Origin of the sequence: Zobellia roscoffensis (assembly GCF_015330165.1) — a bacterium.
Lineage (GTDB): Bacteria > Bacteroidota > Bacteroidia > Flavobacteriales > Flavobacteriaceae > Zobellia > Zobellia roscoffensis.
Genome location: NZ_JADDXT010000002.1, coordinates 687,073 through 710,645, shown reverse-complemented (window position 1 = coordinate 710,645; position 23,573 = coordinate 687,073). Strand labels below are relative to the sequence as shown.

Here is a 23,573-nt window from a genome sequence, read left to right as displayed (position 1 = left end):
TTACATAGAAAGTATGGCATCAAACAAAAAATATTGGAAAAACGAAGCGGAATTAAATCCGAACGATTCCATTGTTGAGACGCTAAGACAGAACGAGTTTGTTGAGCAAATTCCAGTAGATGATTTTTTGGGTGATAAAGAAAGTCTATCCGCTACATCTACTAATAGGAGAGATTTCCTTAAATATGTTGGGTTTAGCACTGCGGCGGCTTCATTAGCTGCTTGTGAAGGGCCTGTGCATAAATCTATTCCTTACGTTGTTCAGCCGGAAAATATTGTTCCGGGTGTTGCTAATTATTATGCAACTACTATAGCAAACGGTTTTGACTTTGCAAGTATTCTTATAAAGACAAGAGAAGGCAGGCCTATTAAGGTTGAGAATAATAAAGAAGCTAAAGTAGCGGGTTCTGCTAATGCAAGGGTTCAGGCGTCCGTATTGTCTTTGTATGATAGTACGCGTTTGCAAGGACCGATGGCGAATGGCGAGCCTACTGAGTGGTCGGTTTTAGATGCAGCTGTAAAAGCAAAGTTAGGTAGTCTTAAGAATTCAGGTCAGCAGATTGCTTTGTTGACTCAAACTTATGCGAGTCCGTCTACGGATAGATTAATAGGTGATTTAAAAGCGGAATATAGTAATGTAAATCATGTGGTTTATGATGCTATTTCTGAAGATGCTGCAGCCAGTGCTTTCGAAGCGAAGTATGGTGAGCGTGCATTAGCTGATTACGATTTTGAAAAAGCAGAGTTGATAGTTTCTTTCGGGGCTGATATCTTAGGAGATTGGCAAGGAGGTAACTATGATGGTGGCTATGCTAAAGGGCGTATTCCTAAAAATGGAAAAATGTCGCGTCACGTGCAGTTTGAGGCGAATATGACCTTGAGTGGTGCTAATGCTGATAAGCGTGTGCCTTTGACTCCGATGCAGCAAAAAATAGCTTTGGCGCAGTTGTATGCTAAGTTGAATGGCACAAGTGTTGGTGGTGAACTTTCTGAGAATGTTCAGAAAACAATCGATGATGTAGCTGCTCGAATAAGAAAAAATAAAAGTGGAGCTGTAGTTGTTACAGGTCTTGATGATATAAATGCCCAGACAGTTGTTTTGGCTATCAATGAAATGTTGGGAAGTAAAGCATATGATGCAGCTTCTCCTCGTTATGTTAGGCAAGGTAATGTTAAGGCGGTACAGAAGTTGATTTCTGATATGAAAGCGGGCAAAGTTGGTGCGTTGTTAGTTGATGGTGTCAATCCTATGTATACGTTGCCAAATGCAGCAGATTTTAAAGAAGGTGTTGAGAAAGTAGATCTTTCAGTTGTGTTTTCTAATAATTGGAATGAAACTACAGAAGTTGCTCAGTATACAGCATCTGCTAATCATTTCTTAGAGTCATGGGGTGATACTCAGATAAAGAAAGGTCAATATAGTTTGGTTCAACCAACTATAAAAGAGCTTTTTGATACAAGACAGTTTCAGACTGCTTTATTGAAATGGATAGGTAGTGATAAATCATATTACGAATATGTAAAAGAAACATGGTCTCAGTCGATATTGGCTGGAAATGATTGGAATAAAGCGCTACATGATGGGGTTTATTCTGCTTCGGGTATGGCTATGTCTTCTGATGCTGATCCTGAAAATACTGCTTCGGTTGAAGTAGATAAAGAGGTTGTTGAGGCAAATGTGGCTGAGGAAGTTGCTGCGCAAGCGGGAATTCCTATTGCTACGGCAATTAATAGTCTTGTAAACGCTACAAGTGGTGGTGGAGTTGAGCTTACATTGTATCCTAAAACAGGTATGGGTGCAGGTCAGCAGGCAAACAACCCTTGGTTGCAAGAATTTCCTGACCCTATTACAAGGGTGTCTTGGGATAACTATGTTACTGTTTCTAAAGCGGATGCTGAGCGTTTAGGTTTTGTAAACGAGCATGTAGCTAATGGTGGTTTAGATGGTAGTTATGCAAATGTGACTGTTAATGGGGTTGCTCTTAGCAATGTTCCTGTAATTATTCAGCCAGGTCAAGCTATCGGTTCTATAGGTCTTTCTTTAGGTTATGGAAGAAAAGTAGGTATGAAAACCGAAATGCAGACAGGTGTTAATGCATATCCTTTATATCAAGATTTTAACAGCGTACAAGCTGCTACTATAGAAAAAGCTTCTGGAATGCATGAGTTTGCGTGTATTCAGTTGCATAAGACCTTAATGGGTAGGGGTGATATTATCAAGGAAACTACCTTAGAGATATTCAATACAAAAGATCATGCAGAATGGAATCCTCAACCTCAGGTTTCGTTAGATCACCAAGAGGTGCCTGCAACTTCTGTTGATTTGTGGGATAGTTTTGATCGTACTATCGGTCATCACTTTAACATGTCTATCGATTTAAATGCTTGTACGGGTTGTGGTGCTTGTGTTATTGCTTGTCATGCAGAGAACAATGTTCCTGTGGTAGGTAAAGAAGAAGTAAGAAAGAGTAGAGATATGCACTGGTTGCGTATCGATAGATATTATTCTTCAGAAGATACTTTTGAGGGTGATAATATTAAGAAGGAAGAATTTGATGGCTTATCTGGTGATAAAGGTTCGTTAGGTGGTTTTGGTGAATTGGAAGATCCGGCAGCTAATCCACAAGTAGCTTTTCAGCCTGTAATGTGTCAGCACTGTAATCATGCGCCGTGTGAAACAGTTTGTCCGGTTGCTGCTACATCACATAGCCGTCAAGGTCAAAACCATATGGCGTATAACCGTTGTGTAGGTACGAGATATTGTGCTAACAACTGCCCTTATAAAGTGCGTAGATTTAACTGGTTCTTGTATAACAACAATGATGAGTTTGATTATCATATGAACAATGATTTGGGCAAGATGGTATTGAATCCTGATGTTAATGTTCGTTCTAGAGGGGTTATAGAAAAATGTTCAATGTGTATACAGATGACTCAAAAATCTATCTTAGATGCTAAGAGAGATGGTCGTCTTGTAAAAGATGAGGAGTTTCAGACGGCTTGTTCTTCTGCATGTAGCACAGGGGCTATAATCTTTGGTGATGTTAATGATAAGGAAAGTGAAGTTTCTGAATTAGCAGAAAGCAATCGCATGTACCATTTATTGGAACATGTAGGAACTAAGCCAAATGTGTTCTACCATGTTAAGGTAAGAAACACAAACGAAGCATAAAATCGTATTTAAGTAAACAACTATAATAGAATTATATGGCGTCGCATTACGAAGCACCTATACGAAAGCCCTTAGTTATTGGGGATAAAGGCTACCACGATGTTAGTGTGGATATAGCCGCTCCAGTTGAGGGTAGGGCCAATAAGCATTGGTGGATTGTGTTTTCCATTGCCTTAATAGCATTTCTTTGGGGTATTGGTTGTATAGTGTATACAGTCTCCACAGGTATTGGAACATGGGGTTTGAACAAGACTGTTAACTGGGCTTGGGATATTACAAACTTTGTTTGGTGGGTAGGTATTGGTCACGCCGGTACTTTGATATCAGCGGTACTTTTGTTGTTCCGTCAAAAATGGAGAATGGCTATTAACCGTTCAGCGGAGGCAATGACTATTTTCTCTGTTGTTCAGGCGGGTCTTTTTCCAATTATACACATGGGGCGTCCTTGGTTGGCGTACTGGGTATTGCCTATTCCCAACCAATTTGGTTCACTTTGGGTAAACTTCAACTCTCCATTACTTTGGGATGTATTTGCAATTTCAACATATTTATCTGTATCGTTGGTTTTCTGGTGGACAGGTTTACTTCCTGATTTTGCCATGTTACGTGATAGGGCTATTCTTCCTTTTCAAAAGAAAATATATGGTTTATTAAGTTTTGGGTGGAGCGGTCGTGCAAAAGATTGGCAGCGTTTTGAAGAAGTTTCATTGGTATTAGCTGGTTTAGCTACCCCTCTTGTACTTTCTGTGCACACAATTGTATCGTTTGACTTTGCTACTTCGGTAATTCCGGGATGGCATACCACAATTTTCCCTCCATATTTTGTTGCTGGGGCAATCTTCTCTGGTTTTGCTATGGTGAATACGCTTTTGATTATCATGCGTAAAGTATGTCATTTGGAAGCTTATATTACTGTACAACATATTGAATTGATGAATATTGTTATCATGTTAACGGGTTCTATTGTAGGTTGTGCCTACATAACCGAGCTTTTCATGGCATGGTACTCAGGTGTAGAATACGAACAATATGCATTTTTGAATAGAGCTACCGGACCTTACTGGTGGGCGTACTGGTCAATGATGACATGTAATGTATTCTCTCCACAGTTTATGTGGTTCAAAAAATTGAGAACTAGTATTATGTTTTCATTTGCAATTTCAATAGTGGTGAACATAGGAATGTGGTTTGAGCGTTTTGTAATTATCGTTACGTCGCTTCACCGTGATTACCTTCCATCTTCTTGGACAATGTTCTCTCCAACATTTGTAGATATAGGAATCTTTGTTGGTACTATAGGATTTTTCTTTGTGTTGTTCCTTCTTTATGCTAGAACGTTCCCTGTAATTGCTCAGGCGGAAGTTAAATCTATCTTGAAATCTTCAGGAAGTAAGTATAAGAAATTAAGAGATGCAGGTAAGCCATTGTATACCATTACAAAATTGACTGCTACTGAAGCAAAAGAAGAGGTTATTACTGATGATGTGTTGATGGGTGAGGTTGTACCAAAACAAGATACGACTGAAAGTGTATCTGAACTTTTGGGTACTATAGGTAAATTTGATGCTACTAAAGAAACGGCTGATGACCTTAAAGAAATTAAAGGTGTAGGTCCACAAATGGAAGCAACTCTTAATGGAATTGGAATATTTACTTTCGCTCAAGTTGGTAGAATGACCAATAGAGAGTATGATTTGTTGGATTCAATAACGGAATCTTTTCCAGGTAGAGCGCAAAGAGACGATTGGGCCGGTCAGGCAAAATTATTAAACAATAAGAAACAATAGCTATGGCATCAAAAGCGATACATGCATATTATGATGATGATGACGTGCTAATGCTTGCCGTTAAAAAGGTAAAAGCAGCCAAGCATCACATCGAAGAGGTATATTGTCCATTTCCTGTACATGGTTTAGACAAAGCCATGGGTCTGGCGCCAACGCGTTTAGCAATTACGGCTTTTATTTATGGCTGTGTTGGTATTTCTGTAGCGACTTTGATGATGAATTACATCATGATTGAAGATTGGCCTCAAGATATTGGAGGTAAACCAAGTTTTAGTTACTTAGAGAACATGCCGGCTTTTGTGCCAATTATGTTTGAGCTTACAGTTTTCTTTGCGGCTCACTTAATGGTAATTACTTTTTATATGAGAAGTCGTTTATGGCCTTTCAAAGAAGCTGAAAACCCGGATGTTCGTACTACTGATGACCATTTTTTAATGGAAATCGATATTCACGATAACGAGAAAGAATTAAAAGATCTGTTGTTGGATACAGGGGCAGTGGAGATAAATATAGTTGAAAAAACCAGTCATTAAATATGAACAGTTTTAGCAAAATAGGAATCGTTTTCGGGTTGCTACTGTGTGTTACGGCCTGTGCCGATAAAAACAGTCCCAACTACCAATATATGCCTAATATGTATGAGCCGGTAGGTTACGAGGCATATGGTGAGGTAGACTTTCTTCCGAATGGTCAAGAGGCAATGACTCCACCAGAAAATACAATTTCTCGTGGGTGGATACCTTACGGTTATGAAAATACACCAGAAGGAAAAGAATTGGCAAGAGTTCAATCTAGCCCATTAGATTCTTTGAATATGGAAGAGGATTTAGCAGTTGGAGGTCAGTTGTATACCATTTACTGTGCTATATGCCACGGGGATAAGGGAGATGGGCAAGGTACACTTGTGAAAAGAGAAAAGATTTTGGGTGTTCCTAATTATTCAGATGCCGCTCGAAATATTACAATAGGTACTGCTTACCATACTATTCATTACGGACTGAACTCTATGGGTTCTTATGCTTCTCAGATGGATACAAAAGAGATGTGGCAAGTTTCAGAGTACGTGATGAAATTGAAACAAGACTTAACGAAATAATATTAGAAAAGGGATATGTATACGTTTTCAAACAAATTAAAGATCGGTTCCTTTATTTTAATGGCTCTTGGAGTACTTGGGATTGCTATCGGATTTATTTCGGCGCCTAGTACAGTAGAAGAGGCAAAAGCTATAGTAGCTAGTCATAGTGACGGACACGGCGATGCTCATGGAGCAGTAGAGGCGCAGGGTGCTGTAGCTGCTGACGGTCATGGTGAGGCTGTTGAGGCACATGGGGAAGCTCACGATTCTTCTCACGATGAACATCTTTTACATCAATTACAGAATAAGCCATGGGCAGCGTTGTATGTAGCCGCATTCTTTTTCTTTATGATTGCATTGGGTGTATTGGCATTTTATGCTATACAACGAGCTGCTCAGGCAGGATGGTCACCATTGTTATTTAGAGTGATGGAAGGTATTACGGCTTATTTGGTACCAGGTGGAATCATTGTGTTTGTTATATTGGTAATGTCAGTATTACATATGAACCATTTGTTTGTTTGGATGGATGCTGATGTTGTGGCTCATGATCATCTGTTACAGGGTAAAGCTGGTTACTTGAATCCAACATTCTTTTTAATAAGAGCTGCTGTTTTCTTAGGAGGATGGATTTTTTACAGAGAATATTCTAGAAAATTGTCATTGAGACAAGATGAATCTAATGATGATTCTAATTTTAAATTGAACTTTAGATGGTCAGCCGGTTTCTTGGTTTTCTATTTGGTTTCTGAATCTATCATGTCTTGGGATTGGATTATGAGTGTAGATCCTCACTGGTTCAGTACACTTTTTGGATGGTATGTTTTTGCTAGTATGTTTGTATCTGGTATTACTGTAATTGCTATGGTAACGGTATACCTAAAATCTAGAGGTTATTTACCAGATGTTAATGATAGTCATATACATGATTTAGCAAAATTCATGTTCGGTATAAGTATCTTTTGGACGTACCTTTGGTTCTCTCAATTCATGCTTATCTGGTACTCTAACATTCCGGAGGAGGTTACGTACTATGTAACAAGAATTGCGGATTATAGATTGCCGTTTTTTGGTATGATAGCTATGAACTTTTTATTCCCTGTATTACTTTTAATGAATAGCGATTATAAGCGTTTAAACTGGTTTGTAGTTTTGGCAGGTATCGTTATACTAGGAGGACATTACATGGATATTTTTAATATGATTATGCCGTCAACTGTGGGTGACCAATGGTTTATCGGTATCCCTGAAATTGGAGCTGTTCTTTTCTTTGCAGGCTTGTTTATATTCTGGGTGTTCCGTGCTTTGTCCACTGCACCTTTACAGCCTAAACGTAACCCGTTTATAGAGGAAAGCAGACATTTTCATTATTAGTATTTTTAACGTATAATAGTAGAACATACGATGACTACATTATTGACTTTAGTGGTTTTAGCCCTTGTGGCAATTGCGATTTGGCAGATGACGAAGATATTCGAACTGTCTCAGCTCAAGGCCGAAAATTCTCAAATAGCTAACGATTCGGATAACAATACGAATGGGTACCTTTTGTTCGCCTTTCTTATTTTTATCTACGGAATTACAATTTTTAGTTTCTGGAAATATTCTAAATTTTTACTTCCAGAGGCGGGTTCTGCACATGGTGCGGAATATGATTCCTTAATGTTGGTGTCTTTCATAATTATTTTTATTGTACAAACACTTACACAAGCTTTACTTCATTATTTTGGGTACAAGTACCGTGGCGTAGAAGGGAAAAGAGCTCTTTTCTTTGCAGATAGTGATCGTTTAGAGTTTATCTGGACTATTATTCCGGTAATTGTTTTGTCTGGTCTTATCCTTTGGGGATTGTATACATGGACAACCATTATGGATGTTAATGATGAAGATGATCCATTAATTGTAGAGCTGTATGCTCAACAGTTTAGTTGGACGGCTAGATACGGGGGCGAAGATAACGTTCTTGGTAAGGCTAACGTAAGAATGATTGATATAAATAAGGCGAATGTTCTTGGTTTAGATGAATCAGATACATATGCTGCAGATGATATTATTGTAAAAGAATTACACCTGCCAGTAGGTAGAAAGGTAAACTTTAAAATGCGATCACAAGACGTATTGCATTCAGCTTATATGCCTCATTTTAGAGCACAGATGAATTGTGTTCCAGGTATGATTACTGAGTTTTCTTTTACACCAATTCATACTACTGAAGAAATGCGTCAGAATCCAGATGTGGCTGATAAAGTTAAACGTACTAATGCAATTAGATCGGAGAGAGCCGCTAAAGGAGAGGAGAATTCAGATCCATGGGAATTTGATTACATTTTGCTTTGTAATAAAATTTGTGGAAAGTCTCACTACAATATGCAAATGAAGATTATCGTAGAAACTCAAGAAGAGTATGACGCTTGGGTAGCTGAACAAAAAACATTTGGACAAAATGTAATGGGTCAGGCATCTACCGATGAATTCAAGAAGATAGAAACCGCAACAGCAAGTCACTAATACCAAGAAGGTAGTATTGATGGATAGTTGAGGAGAGCTTAAAAGAAAATTTAAAATTAAAGAATAGCAAATATGTCTGTTACTGCAAATGCACAGGTTGATGATCATGGACATGACGATCACGAACATCACCACAAACAAACCTTTGTAACTAAGTATATATTTAGTCAAGATCATAAGATGATCTCTAAGCAGTATTTAATTACTGGTGTATTCGTTATGGGGGCTTTGGGTATTTTAATGTCCCTTATGTTTCGTATGCAATTGGCTTGGCCAGGAGAATCTTTTTCTGTTTTTGAGGCCTTGTTAGGTAAATGGGCTCCAGATGGTGTTATGGATGCTGATGTGTATTTGGCATTGGTAACTATTCATGGTACGCTAATGGTGTTCTTTGTATTGACACAGGGCTTGAGTGGTACTTTTAGTAACTTGTTGATACCGCTTCAAATTGGAGCACGTGATATGGCATCTGGTTTTATGAACATGTTATCGTTCTGGATGTTCTTTGTTTCATGTATTATAATGTTAGCGTCATTATTTTTAGAAGCAGGTCCTGCAGCAGCGGGATGGACAATTTATCCGCCTTTAAGTGCTTTGCCAATGGCGCAGCCAGGTTCTGGTATGGGTATGACGTTATGGTTGGTATCTATGGCTATATTCATTGCTTCCTCACTTATGGGGTCATTGAATTATGTTGTGACTGTAATCAACCTTCGTACAAAAGGGATGTCTATGACTAGATTGCCTTTAACAATTTGGGCATTTTTTGTAACGGCCATCATTGGTATTATATCATTTCCTGTATTGTTATCTGCAGCGTTATTATTGATAATGGATAGAAGTTTTGGTACGTCTTTCTTTTTATCGGATATATTCATACAAGGTGAAGTCTTACATTACCAAGGTGGATCACCAGTATTATATGAACACCTTTTTTGGTTCTTGGGCCACCCTGAGGTATATATTGTAATTTTGCCTGCAATGGGTATCGTTTCTGAGGTAATGGCAGTGAATGCTAGAAAACCTATTTTCGGTTATCGTGCTATGATTGCTTCAATTCTTGCAATAGCTTTCTTATCAACCATCGTTTGGGGTCACCATATGTTTATTTCTGGTATGAACCCGTTCTTAGGTTCCGTATTTACATTTACAACGCTATTAATTGCTATACCATCTGCTGTAAAAGCATTTAACTGGATTACGACTCTTTGGAAGGGTAATCTACAATTGAACCCGGCAATGCTGTATTCAATAGGTATGGTATCTACTTTTATTACTGGTGGTCTTACCGGTATTGTTTTGGGAGATAGTACATTAGACATTAACGTTCACGATACTTATTTTGTAATTGCTCACTTCCACTTGGTAATGGGTATCTCTGCGCTTTACGGAATGTTTGCAGGTATTTACCACTGGTTCCCAACAATGTTTGAAGGCAAGATGATGAATAAGAATTTGGGGTACATCCATTTCTGGATTACTGCGGTTGGTTCTTATGGTATTTTCTTCCCTATGCATTTTGTTGGTATGGCAGGTGTACCAAGAAGATATTATGAAAACACGGCATTTCCAATGTTTGATGAATTAACGGATATTCAGGTATTGATGACCGTTTTTGCAATCATCACAGCAAGTGCTCAACTTATATTTGTATACAACTTTGTAAGAAGTATTTTCTACGGAAAGGTTGGCCCTAAGAATCCTTGGAAGGCTACAACTTTGGAGTGGACAACCCCGCAGGAACACATTCATGGAAACTGGCCTGGTCCTATTCCTGAAGTTCACCGTTGGGCTTATGATTATAGTAAGGTAGACGAGAATGACGAGTATATTATTCCTGGTCAAGATTTTGTGCCTCAAACAGTCCCTCTACAGAAAGATGAAGAAGAACTTCAACATTAATTTACTAGACTAATAAAAAAAAATGCCTAACTATTATAGTTAGGCATTTTTTTTTAATACTTTTTTTAACATTTCTATTTGATAACAAGAATATAAGATACCTTTGTAAATTATAAAATAGGCACTAACCCCCTAGTATCAAAGACTCTATAGTATGAAGAATTTTGTTTTTCTATTTGTTTTATTATTCACTTTTCAGGCTTTTTCACAGAGAAAACCTAAAATAAAAGGGAATAAGGAAGTAATAGATGTATACCAAGAATTGCCCCCATTTCATGCAATTGAATTACGTGATGATCTTGAAATAAAACTGCATGATTCATCTGAAGAAGGAGTTTCTATCACGGCAGATGATAATCTTATTGATGTACTCAGGTTTAGGGTTCAAGATAGTGTTTTGCAGATTAGTTCTTATTACAACATTACTCGTAAAAAGAAATTAGAGATAGTTGTTAACTATATTTATTTGGAGGCTATAACCATGTATGATGGCGATATTACAATGGATGGTGTTATAAATGCTAAAGACCTGCATGTAGATTTACACGAATCTTCAAAGTTGGATTTGAATGCGGATGCTGAAGTTTTCAATATTAATATGGAAGGAAACAGTTCTGGGGAGTTTAATTTGAAGGGTCAAGAAATTAATTTGGTTTTAAAGGATAGAATAGATGTAAAGGTTTTTGGTAATAGTGATTTGAGTAACGTAAAACTGTACAAAAATGCAACCGCCATATTAGAAGGAACAGCGTATGAATTGTATGCCAATCTTTTTGAGAATTCAAAGTTAAAAAGCGAGAAACTAGAAGCGGAAGCTGTATATCTTACTATTGAAGAATCTGCTACGGCAGATGTTCATCCTACTAAAACTATACAGCTTACCTCGAGCGGTAGCGCTAGAACGCACCTGTACGGTGAAGCTAAAGTTGAAATCCTGGATTTCTTAGATACTTCGGAATTGCATAAAGAGAAATAGGCTATAATACAAAACAGATAGGTTAGTTATTTTATGTTTTGGTTTTTCTATTTACTGGATTAAGTTATATACATCTTTCTGAAAGTGGTATAATATATTGATAGGCTTGTATTAGTTTTCGACTTTATGCGGCTGCTATCTTCCAGTTTTAATTGTTTTAGTAAATTGGAAATTAAGAAATTTTCGCAATCCCAATTAGGAAATAATTTTAATATAGATTTTTTTTACTAATAGAATGTCTCTGGGATGGAGATGTGGGCATTTTTATTTAACAAGTATTTACTATGTTATTCGTCATCTTAAACGGGTTAATTTTTCAACTGGCTCCACTAAACCTTGTTTTTGTGTTATATTTCTAATTTTTTTGTTTTTTCTTTCATTGAAAGTTTTTAAATAAGTAAATAATTCTAATATTGCGACCCCTGAATTATTGAACTTTTTTTAACGTACTTATATTTAGAGAAATGCGAACTTCATTACTGATTGCTTGCTTTATAGCGTCATTTCAACTCTTAGCCCAGAAACAAATTTTACTGGAAAACCAGGATGCATTTCCCACTGCTGAAGGCTTTGGTAGGAATGCTACTGGAGGTCGAGGAGGAAAAATTGTCGAGGTCACAAATCTCAACGATTCCGGTCCTGGCAGTCTCCGACATGCTCTTGTTGAAATAAGGGAGCCTAGGATAATTGTTTTTAAAGTGGGCGGCACAATCAATGCTAAATCTAATTTACCAATTTACGGAGGTAGGGGAAATGTTACAATTGCTGGTCAAACTGCCCCAGGCGGAGGGATATTAATAAAGAATGGTTCTTTAAGCATACAGGCGGATAACGTCATCGTTAGGCATTTAAGGTTTAGGATGAATGCAAGTGCTGATCCACAAGATGGACATAATATGGACGGCATAAGGGTTAGGTCAAGTAACAAATATTCTAAAATAAAAAACATAATAATTGATCATTGTTCAGTTTCATGGGCGTTGGATGAAAATATCTCAGTCAAGTATGCCGAAAATGTAACTGTACAAAATTCTATTTTGGGCGAGTGCATCAAAGGGCTACTAATGCAACACGCAAAAAAAGTGTCTATATTAAATAATTTATTTGCCTTGAACAATAGTAGAAATATTATGGCAAATAGTAGTGATGATGCAGATTTTAGTTTTGAGCAGATAAATAATATTGTTTACGGTTTTAAATGGGCTACCTCGGCATCAGAGGGTATGGCCTTCAGTGTAATTGGAAATAGATATAGATTGTCAAACGATTTTGAGACTTCAACAAATTATCCAGTAACACTTACTCCTCCTGACTCAGGAAATGACGACTTCGGTAGTATTGAAAAGACTCATGCTTTTTTAGATGGAAATGTTTTAGACGAAGGGTTTTTGGGTTTATACAGGAAGGAACTAGGGCCTTATCAATTTCCATCACCCAAGAGCAAATCGACTTACACGCCTACAGATGCGCGAAATAACAAGCTTGATTCCAAACTTTTACCACATATCGGGGCTAGTCCTTGGAAAAGAGACGACGTGGACAAGAGGTTAATTCAGAGTTATCAAAACTACTCGGGAACGAATAGATTTAGTGGTTCTTTTCCTCAAATCACAAGTGGGGCCGGTTATAAAGATCAGGATAAGAATGGTATGGCAGACGATTGGGAACTAAGTCATGGTGTTAATTCTCGTCTGCAGGTAAAGAGAAATTGGGATTTTGGTAATTATACGGTCATAAATAACGCGGGGTACTCTGCCATAGAAATATACTTTGCCTGGTTGTCAGGTGATTTTGGACGTTTAAGTGGTTCAGATGCTCCTGTGTCTGAAACGCCAAATACTTGTTCCAATAGCGGTGGGTTTTCTGTAACGGCTAGCGATAGTCAGGAAGGCAATAGTCCATGTAACCTTGCTGATGATAATCTCAAAACACGATGGAGCGTTAATGGTGATGGCCAATGGGCAATGATTGATATGGGTTCTTCCAAGGAGGTTAGCCAAGTTCAACTTGCATTTTATGCCGGCGATTCTCGAACCTATAATTTTAATCTCCAAGTTTCAAATGACGGGTCTAATTGGACTGATGTCTATGGTCAACGCCAACGGAGCGGAGGGCGTACCCAACAGTTGGAGGATTTTAATTTTTCGTCACGGAACGTTCGTTATGTGAGATATGTTGGTTATGGAAATTCATCTAACACTTGGAATAATCTTTTAGAATTTAAAGTAGGAGCTAGAACAGGCGGTACTAGTGCAATTCCGGTTAAAGGTGTTATGGCAGATCGGGATGAATTGAATATGTCCGTTGCTCAAACCATAAAGATTAATTCTACGATATTACCTTCCAATGCAACTCAGAGAGGTGTGAAATGGTCTAGTAGCGATAGTAAAATTGTCACGGTTTCTCAGGATGGAACAATAATGGCACTGGCCAAAGGAAGTGGAGTCATTACTTTAAAAACGATTGAAGGAAATTTTACCGATACGGTCAGTGTAACAGTAACGACCAACGACGCTGGCACCTGTTCCAATGGGAGTGAGTATCAGGTGAGCGCCAGTGATTTTCAAGAAAGTAACGTTCCTTGTAATCTTGTTGACAGTAATCTTAAAACGCGTTGGAGCGTAAACGGTGATGGCCAATGGGCAATTATTGATATGGGGGCTTCTAAGGAGATTAGTCAGGTTCAGCTTGCGTTTTATCGGGGAGACGGACGAAAATACGATTTTGAGCTTCATGTGTCAAACGATGGGGAAAATTGGACAGACGTTTACGGTCAACGCCAACGGAGCGGAGGGCGTACCCAACAGTTGGAGGATTTCGTTTTCCCTACTCGTAACGTTCGTTATGTAAGGTATGTTGGTTACGGAAATTCATCTAACACTTGGAACAATATTTTGGAAATGAAAGTAGGTGTGGCCGTAGCTACCAGCGATGGCGGTAACTGTTCCAACGGAGGTCAGTATAAAGTGACTGCTAGTGCTAGCCAAGACGGCAACGTTCCTTGTAATCTTGTTGACGATAATTTTAAAACACGTTGGAGCGTAAACGGTGATGGTCAATGGGCAATGATTGATATGGGGGTTTCTAAGGAGATCAGTCAGGTTCAACTCGCGTTTTATCGAGGAGACGGACGAAAATACGATTTTGAGCTTCATTTGTCAAACGATGGGGAAAATTGGACAGACGTTTATGGTCAACGCCAACAGAGCGGAGGGCGTACCCAGCAGTTGGAGGATTTTAATTTTTCGTCACGGAACGTTCGTTATGTGAGATATGTTGGTTATGGAAATTCGTCAAATAGTTGGAATAATCTATTAGAAATGAAGGTTGGAGAAGGAGTAGTGAAGAAAAGCATAACGGCATTAAAGGCAAAATTACCAAGGAGAGAACAATTATTAAATGCTCCATTTGCAACGGTTTACCCTAACCCTACAACAAATGCGGTGTATATTGACGGCATCACAGGTAATAAGGAAATTACAGTAATTGACTTTTCAGGTAGGGTTCTAAATAAAAGAATCTCTGAATTATTAGTAACTTCATGCGATTTAAGTGATTATCCTGCAGGGGTATACCATATTAGAGTTGATACACCAGAATTAACTAAAGTTTTTACTGTACTTAAAGAGTAGTGATGCGAATTTGAGCAATGTTAAAATGTATAAAAATGCAACTGCCATATTAGAAGGGACCACTTATGAATTATATGCCAATCTTTTTGAAAATTCAAAGTTAAAAAGTGAGAAACTAGAAGCTGAAGCTGTATATCTTACTATTGAAGAATCTGCTACGGCAGATGTTCATCCTACTAAAACTATACAGCTTACCTCGAGCGGTAGCGCTAGAACCCACCTGTACGGTGAAGCTAAAGTTGAGATTCTAGATTTCTTAGATACTTCGGAATTGCATAAGGAGAAATAGTCAAGGCCTAATGGTCTATTGCTATTGGTGCAGTCATACAATGGTCGGGTATGCCAAAACCGTCTACAAGTACCCCAATATGAGGGCGTAGTTCCGTGCATAGGCGCTCTACACGTTGCCGTATGGCTTTCGATTTTGTTCCGCCCATATAACCTTGTTCTAGATACCACTCCGCATCCTGTCTTAGCGTGTATAAAGCATGTAGCGTGCCTAATTTTAGGAACAATGCTTTATTCTTATCATTGGCCATGGTATCTACAAAGTCACAGTAGGTGGTGTAGGCTAGCTCGTTGCTGTAAGCTTTTCCTAATGCTAAGAGGTGAGTTTGTACTTTTAGAAAGGCCTGGTATGACGGCACTCCTTTTTTAATGTAATCCCTGATGCGCATAGCTAAGGAATAAGTCAAGCGTCTAGTACGGTAGTCAAAAGCGTGTTTGTGAAACTTTGGGTTATATAAATGGTCTTTATCTACTTTGTTTGTGTAAACTGGGTTAATGGTAGTTAATTTGTCATTTATCTGTATGCCCAATATTTTCAAAACTGCGGTAAAACCAGCACTGTTGAATTCTGATTTAAAATCTGATAATACGCCTTTGGCAGATAAAAGAAGTAACACCGTATTGTCGCCTTCAAAAGTGGTAAAGATGTCTACATCTCCCTTTAAATCTGCAATACGGTTTTCTATGAGGTACCCTTTGCCTCCACAGGCTTCTCTACATTCTTGAATGGTATCGTTTGCGTACCAAGTAATAATCGATTTTAAGCCTGCAACTTGGGTTTCAATTTTTCGTTTGTCCGGTTGAGAAGGGTCGCAATACTGTTGCATCATCTTATCAAGAGCTACGTGATATACGTATGCACTAGCTACTAAAGGAGTAAGCCGTAATTGATGCGTTGGGTAGTCGATCAAAAGGTCTTCTTGAATTTTTACGCTATCATTGAACTGTCTCCGCTTCAAAGCGTGCTTTATAGCTACGGTTAAAGCGTATTTAGCACCGCCTAGGCCAGCTCGGGCTACGCAAATTCTTCCACCTACCAAAGTGCCAAGCATGGTAAAGAAGCGCTTATTTGGATTTTTAATTTCCGAATAGTAAGTACCGTCTTCTTTGATATCTCCATACTTATTGAGTAGATTTTCTCTAGGAACAGTAACTTGGTTGAACCATATTTTGCCATTGTCAACGCCATTAAGGCCCAATTTATAACCATTGTCCTCTACGAGTATACCGGGAAGAAGTTCATGGTTATTATTGCGTAGAGGAACGAGAATAGCATGTACCCCTTCATTTTTACCGTTAACTATAAGCTGTGCGAATACAGAGGCCATTTTAGAGTGAAGCGCATTGCCAATATATTCCTTGTTGTCGTTTTTGCCCGGCGTGTGAATAATAATTTGGTCCGTCTTACTGTCGTAAGTTGCTGTTGTTTTAATGCCACGCACGTTAGAACCATGACCGGTTTCTGTCATTGCAAAACATCCTAAAAGTTTGGCTTTGCCGGTTTCCATTAAATATTGGTCGTGGTGTTTTTTAGTGCCTAACTTTTGGATACTTCCGCCAAAAAGTCCAAATTGAACCCCAAACTTTATAGATAGGCTGCCATCGGCAAACATCATATTTTCGAACATGTATGCATAGCCTTCCATATCGTTTATACCGCCATATGCTTCTGGGTAGGCCATGGCACCATAACCTTTATTGGCAAGAAACTTTACTTGGTTTAGAACCACCTGTCTAAATTCCTCTTTATTTCGGTGAACATCCCATTTGAAAATAGGGTCTGATAATGTTTTTCTGAAATCATCAACCACTTTAGCATGCTTTCCTTTTAAAATAGTATCAATATCATGGGCATTATAAAAGCTGGATGTTGCTTCGTGTGAAACGGCTACATCAAAAAGGTGGTTGTAGTGGTTGGGTTGAATGCCCAGCTGTATTTCAATTTGTTTCAGTTGTTCGTTTAGAGGGTAATTGCCTTTGTAATGAGATACTACTTTCTGGCTGAATGCCGATAAAGGATAGGTTTCACTTTCAACTAATTTTACTGAAGAATTGGAAATGGTTTGTTTCCATTTTTTTAATTCGGTGTCGGCTGGTGGGTTGTAAGTGTCTAACCATGCAAATAACTGAGCCTTACTTTTATCGGAGAGCGTTTTATCTGTATCTATCGCGTTTTGTACAACGTTGATCTCGGATGTCGTTAGTAAATCATCAGACCAAATAACATAATAAAAAGGAATGTACTGAAGTATTTCTGAGGAGTAATTGGATTCTTGCATAGAATGAATTTACGAAAATTATCGTCAAATTTGTGTGGCTTCTTGCCATATAGAAAACGGCAGATTAGGGTAATGAAGTATAGTGGGCTTGATTCTTTTTCTGTTATCTTTGTTTTGATATGAATGAGTACTTAGACGCCGAAGGAGAAAACTTCACACCCGAAGAATTTGATATAGAAAGAGCTTTACGTCCCATAAGTTTTGACGACTTTACCGGACAAGAGCAGGTATTGGAAAACCTCAAAGTTTTTGTGGAAGCTGCCAATCAAAGAGGGGAGGCGCTGGATCACACGTTGTTTCACGGACCTCCAGGATTGGGGAAGACCACTTTGGCACATATTCTGGCAAGTGAATTAGGAGTAGGTATTAAAATTACTTCAGGTCCGGTTCTGGACAAACCCGGAGATTTGGCAGGTTTGCTTACAAATTTAGATGAGCGGGATGTACTTTTTATTGATGAAATTCACCGGTTGAGCCCTATTGTAGAGGAATATCTCTATTCCGCAATGGAGGATTATAAGATTGATATTATGATCGAGTCGGGTCCAAATGCCCGTTCGGTACAGATTAATTTAAATCCGTTTACACTCATTGGCGCTACCACTCGTTCAGGATTACTTACTGCTCCAATGCGGGCACGTTTTGGAATTCAAAGCCGTTTACAATATTATTCCACTGAATTGCTTTCAACCATTGTAGAGCGCAGTGCCGAAATTTTGAAAGTTCCAATTAGCCAAGATGCAGCCATTGAGATTGCCGGTAGAAGTAGGGGAACGCCAAGAATTTGTAACTCGCTTTTGAGAAGAGTTCGGGATTTTGCTCAAATTAAGGGGAATGGAAGTATAGATATTGAAATTTCAAAATTTAGTCTAAAGGCGCTAAACGTTGATGCGCACGGACTGGATGAAATGGATAATAAGATTCTAACTACCATTATAGATAAATTTAAAGGAGGGCCTGTAGGTATTACCACTTTGGCGACAGCAGTTTCGGAAAGCTCAGAAACTATTGAAGAGGTTTATGAACCTTTTTTGATACAACAGGGTTTTATTATGCGAACACCACGAGGGCGGGAAGTCACGGATTTGGCGTACAAACACCTAGGAAAGCTCAAAGGAGGCGTACAACCTGGGTTGTTTTAATATGAATTCCAAAGAGAAATATTCAGAACTTATAAAAACCGAAGCCAAACGCCTCGGTTTTTTGTCTTGTGGTATTTCCAAAGCAGATTTTTTAGAAGAAGAAGCCCCCAGACTTGAAAAATGGCTGAACAATAACATGCATGGTGAAATGTCATACATGGCCAATCATTTTGATAAACGCTTAGACCCACGTTTGTTGGTAGACGGAGCTAAGTCTGTTATCTCTTTGTTACTGAATTATTATCCTGAAGAAACTCAGCAAGATGACACCTATAAAATTTCTAAGTATGCCTACGGGCAAGATTATCACCACGTCATCAAATCTAAGTTGCGTCAGCTACAAGATTTTATCTCCGAAAATATTGGTGAAGTAGGAGGGAGGGCTTTTGTAGATTCTGCCCCTGTGCTGGACAAGGCGTGGGCAGCTAAAAGCGGATTAGGTTGGATTGGAAAGCACAGCAATTTGTTAACCCAAAAGGTTGGGTCTTTCTATTTTATAGCAGAACTCATTGTAGATCTGGAGTTGGAATATGACAATAGGGTTACGGATCATTGCGGAACCTGTACCGCTTGTATAGATGCATGTCCTACGGAGGCTATTGTTGAGCCTTACGTGGTAGACGGGAGTAAATGCATTTCCTACTTTACGATTGAGCTTAAAAATGAAATCCCTACGGAGTTTGAAGGCAAGTTTGATGATTGGGCATTTGGTTGCGATGTTTGTCAAGATGTGTGTCCGTGGAACCGTTTTTCAAAATCGCACCAAGAACCTTTGTTCAATCCACATCCTGAACTTCTTTCGATGTCCAAAAAGGATTGGGAGGAAATTACGGAAGATGTGTTTAAAAAAGTGTTTCAAAAATCAGCTGTAAAAAGAACTAAATTTTCAGGTTTACAGCGGAATATCAAATTTTTGAAATAATTGACCTTCTGTCGAAAACGTTAGAGTTCGGCATCTTTCATATTTTATCGTAAAGTTTTTCTTGTCGAAGATTTATTACCCTATCTTGTTAGGTAGTTTTTATACCAAAATCGACTTCTAATGAACTTGATAAAAAAACCTAGCTTAACTTTTTGGCAGATTTTTAATATGAATGTGGGCTTTTTGGGCATTCAATTCAGTTTTGGCTTACAGCAAACAGCCATCAACCCTGTTTTTCTTTTTTTGGGTGCTGCGGAAGATATGCTTCCCATTTTAAATATTGCGGGCCCAGTTACCGGTTTGATTGTACAGCCCATAATCGGGGCAATTTCCGATAAAACATGGTCACCTCGTTTCGGTAGGCGTAAACCTTTCTTTTTAATAGGTGCCATTATAGGTAGTCTTTGTTTGTTCGCTTTTCCTTTAAGTCCGGCATTATGGTTTGCAGTTGGTCTGCTTTGGATTTTAGATGTAGGAAATAATATGGCTATGGAGCCGTATCGTGCTTTTGTTGGGGATAAGTTGCCGGAAAAGCAATTGAGCCTTGGTTATCAAATGCAGAGTTTATTTGTTGGTGCGGGTATAGTACTGGCTAACGCTTCTATCTTTTTGTTTCAAGATTGGTTTAGAGTAGAGGATGTGGTTGATGCAGCAGGTTCTATTCCAAAATGGTTGTATTATTCCTTTTTTATCGGTGCATTTTTATCGGTGTCTACTATTTTGTGGTCAGTGTTAAAGACCCCTGAAATTCCGCCTTCGGAGGAAGAGTTCAAAGAAATTAAGGCTCATAAAGCGTTGTCATCTGCTCAGCGTTTTAATATGCCTTTTGTTGAAATATCAAAAGCGGTCAAAGACATGCCTTCTTTTATGTGGAAGCTTTCGGCTGTCTATCTTTTTCAATGGTATGCCCTTTTTGTGTATTGGCAGTTCATTACTCCTTTGTTTATGAATACTATGGGGTTTGACCTTTCGGGAGCAGCAGCTCAATCTGCAAAAATGAGTACCACTTATAATATTACAACGATGGTTGTAGCGCTGGCTTTAGTGCCATTAGCACTTAAGTTTGGAAGTAAAAAAGTGTATGCAGCAAGCTTATTTGGTACGGGGTTAGCGCTTTTCGCAATCCCTTATATTTCGGACCCTATCTATGTATTGTTTCCAATGATTCTTTTTGGTGTAGGTTGGGCGGCCATGATGGGAATACCTTATACCATGGTTTCTAAGATAGTGCCGCAAGATAGAAGAGGAGTTTATATGGGTATTTTGAATATGATGATCGTTATTCCTATGGGAATCGAGACACTTACTTTTGGGCCTATTTTTAAAAATCTTCTTGGGGGTAATGCCGTTAACGCTATTTTGTTTGCTGGGGTGTTTTTTGTTCTTGCTGCTGTTCTTTCTTTGCGGTTGAATGTAAAGGAGGGTAAAAAGGAGAATATAGAGTAGTTAGGTTTTACATATAGATCTCTTGTAGATTCTTGGAAATATATACGCTAAACGCGCTACAAATATCCGAAGAATACCCTTAAATTTGTTTTCTTAAAATCTAATAATCCTATGGGCAATCAAAAACTGAGAAGGGAAGCGTTGATATATCATGCCAAACCACAGCCTGGTAAAATAAAAATAGTTCCTACAAAACCATATGCTACACAACGTGATTTGGCCCTAGCCTATTCGCCAGGTGTTGCAGAACCTTGCCTTGAAATTGCAAAAGATAAAGACAACGCTTATAAATATACTTCAAAAGGTAATTTAGTTGCTGTTATTTCAAACGGTACTGCTGTTTTAGGTTTGGGTAATATTGGTCCTGAAGCTTCTAAACCTGTTATGGAAGGTAAAGGTTTGCTTTTTAAGATTTTTGCAGATATAGATGGAATTGATATAGAGGTTAATACGGAAGACGTTGATGAGTTTGTACAGACCGTAAAGATGATTGCTCCTACCTTTGGAGGTATTAACTTAGAAGATATTAAGGCTCCCGAAGCTTTTGAAATTGAAAGAAGGCTAAAGGAGGAGCTTGATATTCCCGTAATGCATGATGACCAGCATGGTACGGCTATTATTTCTGCTGCTGCATTGTTGAATGCACTTGAGTTGTCCGAAAAGAAAATAGAAGAGGTACGCATTGTAATAAGTGGTGCTGGTGCTGCAGCTGTTTCATGTACTAAATTGTACAAAGCTTTTGGTGCAAAAGCTGAAAATATTGTCATGTTAGACAGTAAGGGAGTAATTCGAAAAGATGCTGAAAATTTATCAGCCTCTAAAGCGGAATTTGCTACGGATAGAAAAATAGATACACTTTCTGAAGCTATGGTAGATGCCGATGTTTTTATCGGACTTTCTATTGCTGGGATTGTTTCAGCTGAGATGTTATTGTCAATGGCCGAAAACCCCATTGTTTTTGCAATGGCGAATCCTGACCCAGAAGTAGCATACGATTTAGCGGTAAAGACCCGTAAAGATATTATAATGGCTACTGGCCGTTCTGATCATCCTAATCAGGTGAATAATGTACTTGGTTTTCCTTTTATTTTTAGAGGAGCTCTTGATGTTCGAGCGACAGCCATAAATGAAGAAATGAAAATGGCTGCTGTTAAGGCATTAGCCGAGCTTACTAAGCAACCCGTACCCGAGCAGGTGAATATAGCCTATGGTGAAACAAGGTTGACTTTTGGTAAAGAATATATCATACCAAAACCTTTTGATCAACGATTAATTGCCGAAATACCACCTGCGGTAGCAAAAGCGGCAATGGATAGTGGGGTGGCGAAAAGTCCTATTGACGATTGGGACCGGTATAAAGAAGAACTTTTACAACGATCGGGTAATGACAACAAGGTAGTGCGCTTACTGCACAACCGAGCCAAAATGAACAAAAAACGTATTGTTTTTGCTGAGGCTGATCATCTTGATGTGCTTAAAGCGGCACAAATTGTTCATGAGGAAGGCATTGCAGAACCCATTCTTTTAGGTCATAAAGAGATAATTTTAGAGCTTAAAAAAGAGCTGGATTTTGATGCGGATATCGAAATTGTTGATCCTACATCAAAAGAGTTTGATGAGAAGCATATTCGTTATGCAACCAAGTTTTGGGAAAGCAGAAAACGTAGTGGAACCACACTTTATAGTGCAAAAATAAGAATGCGAGAGCGTAACTATTTTGGAGCTATGATGGTATTGGAAGGTGATGCCGATGGAATGATTTCAGGATACTCAAGAGCATACCCAACGGTAGTGAAGCCTATTCTTGAAGTTATCGGTAGAGCTTCAAATGTAAAGAAAGTTTCTACGGTAAATATTATGATAACAGATAGAGGCCCATTATTCTTGGCGGATACTTCTATTAATATCGACCCAAATGCAGAAGAGATTGCAGAAATTGCACAAAATGCAGCTAATGTAGCGTCTACTTTTGGTTATGAACCGGTGATGGCTTTATTGTCCTATGCGAATTTTGGTTCATCTAGTCATCCTCATGCAAAAAAGGTAAGAGAAGCAGTTCATATTTTGCATGAGAGTAACCCTAGTCTTATTGTAGATGGTGAAATTCAAACGGATTTTGCACTGAATAAAGAGCTGCTGCAAAGTCAGTTTCCGTTTTCTAAATTAGCGGGTAAAAAAGTGAATACCTTGATTTTTCCGAACTTAGAATCAGCAAACATCACTTACAAGCTACTAAAAGAATTGAACCAAGCGGATAGTATTGGTCCAATAATGGTGGGGCTTAGAAGGTCTGTTCATATTCTTCAATTAGGTGCTAGTGTTGACGAAATGGTAAATATGACTGCCGTTGCAGTTATTGATGCCCAGGAAAGAGAAAAAAGAAGAAAGGCCAAAACAGAGATTAAGTAAAAGTTATTGTCCGGCTGTAACGGTCGGACAAA

The 23,573-nt window shown here is 38.5% G+C and carries 15 protein-coding genes; 14 read left to right on the top strand and 1 reads right to left on the bottom strand.

The window, feature by feature from the left end:
- Nucleotides 1-13 precede the first annotated feature (13 nt).
- The 10 genes from IWC72_RS03015 to IWC72_RS02970 all read left to right on the top strand — a co-directional run bounded on the left by IWC72_RS03015 (nucleotide 14) and on the right by IWC72_RS02970 (nucleotide 15,344).
- Nucleotides 14-3,172: a TAT-variant-translocated molybdopterin oxidoreductase gene (locus tag IWC72_RS03015; RefSeq protein ID WP_194528772.1), complete on the top strand. Its 3,159-nt coding sequence runs from the start codon at nucleotides 14-16 to the stop codon at nucleotides 3,170-3,172.
- 35 nt (nucleotides 3,173-3,207) lie between these two features.
- Nucleotides 3,208-4,959, top strand: a complete 1,752-nt coding sequence (gene nrfD / locus IWC72_RS03010; protein ID WP_194524769.1) for an NrfD/PsrC family molybdoenzyme membrane anchor subunit — start codon at nucleotides 3,208-3,210, stop codon at nucleotides 4,957-4,959.
- Nucleotides 4,960-4,961: 2 nt separating this feature from the next.
- On the top strand, nucleotides 4,962-5,492 hold the full coding sequence (locus IWC72_RS03005) for a DUF3341 domain-containing protein (protein WP_194524768.1): 531 nt from the start codon (nucleotides 4,962-4,964) through the stop codon (nucleotides 5,490-5,492).
- A 2-nt stretch (nucleotides 5,493-5,494) separates the two neighbouring features.
- Entirely contained in the window at nucleotides 5,495-6,055 is a 561-nt protein-coding gene (locus tag IWC72_RS03000) for a c-type cytochrome (protein ID WP_194524767.1), read from the top strand.
- A gap of 15 nt (nucleotides 6,056-6,070) precedes the next feature.
- Entirely contained in the window at nucleotides 6,071-7,411 is a 1,341-nt protein-coding gene (locus tag IWC72_RS02995; protein WP_194528771.1) for a quinol:cytochrome C oxidoreductase, read from the top strand.
- Between the two features lie 30 nt (nucleotides 7,412-7,441).
- Nucleotides 7,442-8,545: a cytochrome c oxidase subunit II gene (locus tag IWC72_RS02990; protein WP_194528770.1), complete on the top strand. Its 1,104-nt coding sequence runs from the start codon at nucleotides 7,442-7,444 to the stop codon at nucleotides 8,543-8,545.
- 72 nt (nucleotides 8,546-8,617) lie between these two features.
- Nucleotides 8,618-10,447, top strand: a complete 1,830-nt coding sequence (locus IWC72_RS02985; protein ID WP_194524764.1) for a cytochrome c oxidase subunit I — start codon at nucleotides 8,618-8,620, stop codon at nucleotides 10,445-10,447.
- Between the two features lie 154 nt (nucleotides 10,448-10,601).
- On the top strand, nucleotides 10,602-11,423 hold the full coding sequence (locus IWC72_RS02980; protein ID WP_194528769.1) for a GIN domain-containing protein: 822 nt from the start codon (nucleotides 10,602-10,604) through the stop codon (nucleotides 11,421-11,423).
- Between the two features lie 464 nt (nucleotides 11,424-11,887).
- Nucleotides 11,888-15,055, top strand: a complete 3,168-nt coding sequence (locus tag IWC72_RS02975) for a discoidin domain-containing protein (RefSeq protein WP_194528768.1) — start codon at nucleotides 11,888-11,890, stop codon at nucleotides 15,053-15,055.
- A gap of 10 nt (nucleotides 15,056-15,065) precedes the next feature.
- Complete coding sequence (locus IWC72_RS02970; RefSeq protein ID WP_226979470.1) at nucleotides 15,066-15,344, top strand: GIN domain-containing protein; 279 nt, start codon at nucleotides 15,066-15,068, stop codon at nucleotides 15,342-15,344.
- Nucleotides 15,345-15,351: 7 nt separating this feature from the next.
- Here the strand turns inward: IWC72_RS02970 and IWC72_RS02965 are convergent, their stop codons facing one another.
- Nucleotides 15,352-17,622, bottom strand: a complete 2,271-nt coding sequence (locus tag IWC72_RS02965) for an acyl-CoA dehydrogenase family protein (RefSeq protein ID WP_194528766.1) — start codon at nucleotides 17,620-17,622, stop codon at nucleotides 15,352-15,354.
- A gap of 119 nt (nucleotides 17,623-17,741) precedes the next feature.
- Between IWC72_RS02965 and ruvB the strand changes: the two genes are divergently transcribed.
- The 4 genes from ruvB to IWC72_RS02945 all read left to right on the top strand — a co-directional run bounded on the left by ruvB (nucleotide 17,742) and on the right by IWC72_RS02945 (nucleotide 23,541).
- The gene (gene ruvB / locus IWC72_RS02960; protein ID WP_194528765.1) at nucleotides 17,742-18,764 is read left to right on the top strand and encodes a Holliday junction branch migration DNA helicase RuvB; all 1,023 of its coding nucleotides are present in this window, start codon (nucleotides 17,742-17,744) and stop codon (nucleotides 18,762-18,764) included.
- 1 nt (nucleotide 18,765) lies between these two features.
- A complete protein-coding gene (queG, locus tag IWC72_RS02955; RefSeq protein WP_194528764.1) occupies nucleotides 18,766-19,686 on the top strand; it encodes a tRNA epoxyqueuosine(34) reductase QueG in 921 nt (306 codons plus the stop codon).
- Nucleotides 19,687-19,806: 120 nt separating this feature from the next.
- On the top strand, nucleotides 19,807-21,132 hold the full coding sequence (locus IWC72_RS02950) for an MFS transporter (protein WP_194528763.1): 1,326 nt from the start codon (nucleotides 19,807-19,809) through the stop codon (nucleotides 21,130-21,132).
- A 111-nt stretch (nucleotides 21,133-21,243) separates the two neighbouring features.
- Nucleotides 21,244-23,541, top strand: a complete 2,298-nt coding sequence (locus IWC72_RS02945; RefSeq protein WP_194524756.1) for an NADP-dependent malic enzyme — start codon at nucleotides 21,244-21,246, stop codon at nucleotides 23,539-23,541.
- Nucleotides 23,542-23,573 lie beyond the last annotated feature (32 nt).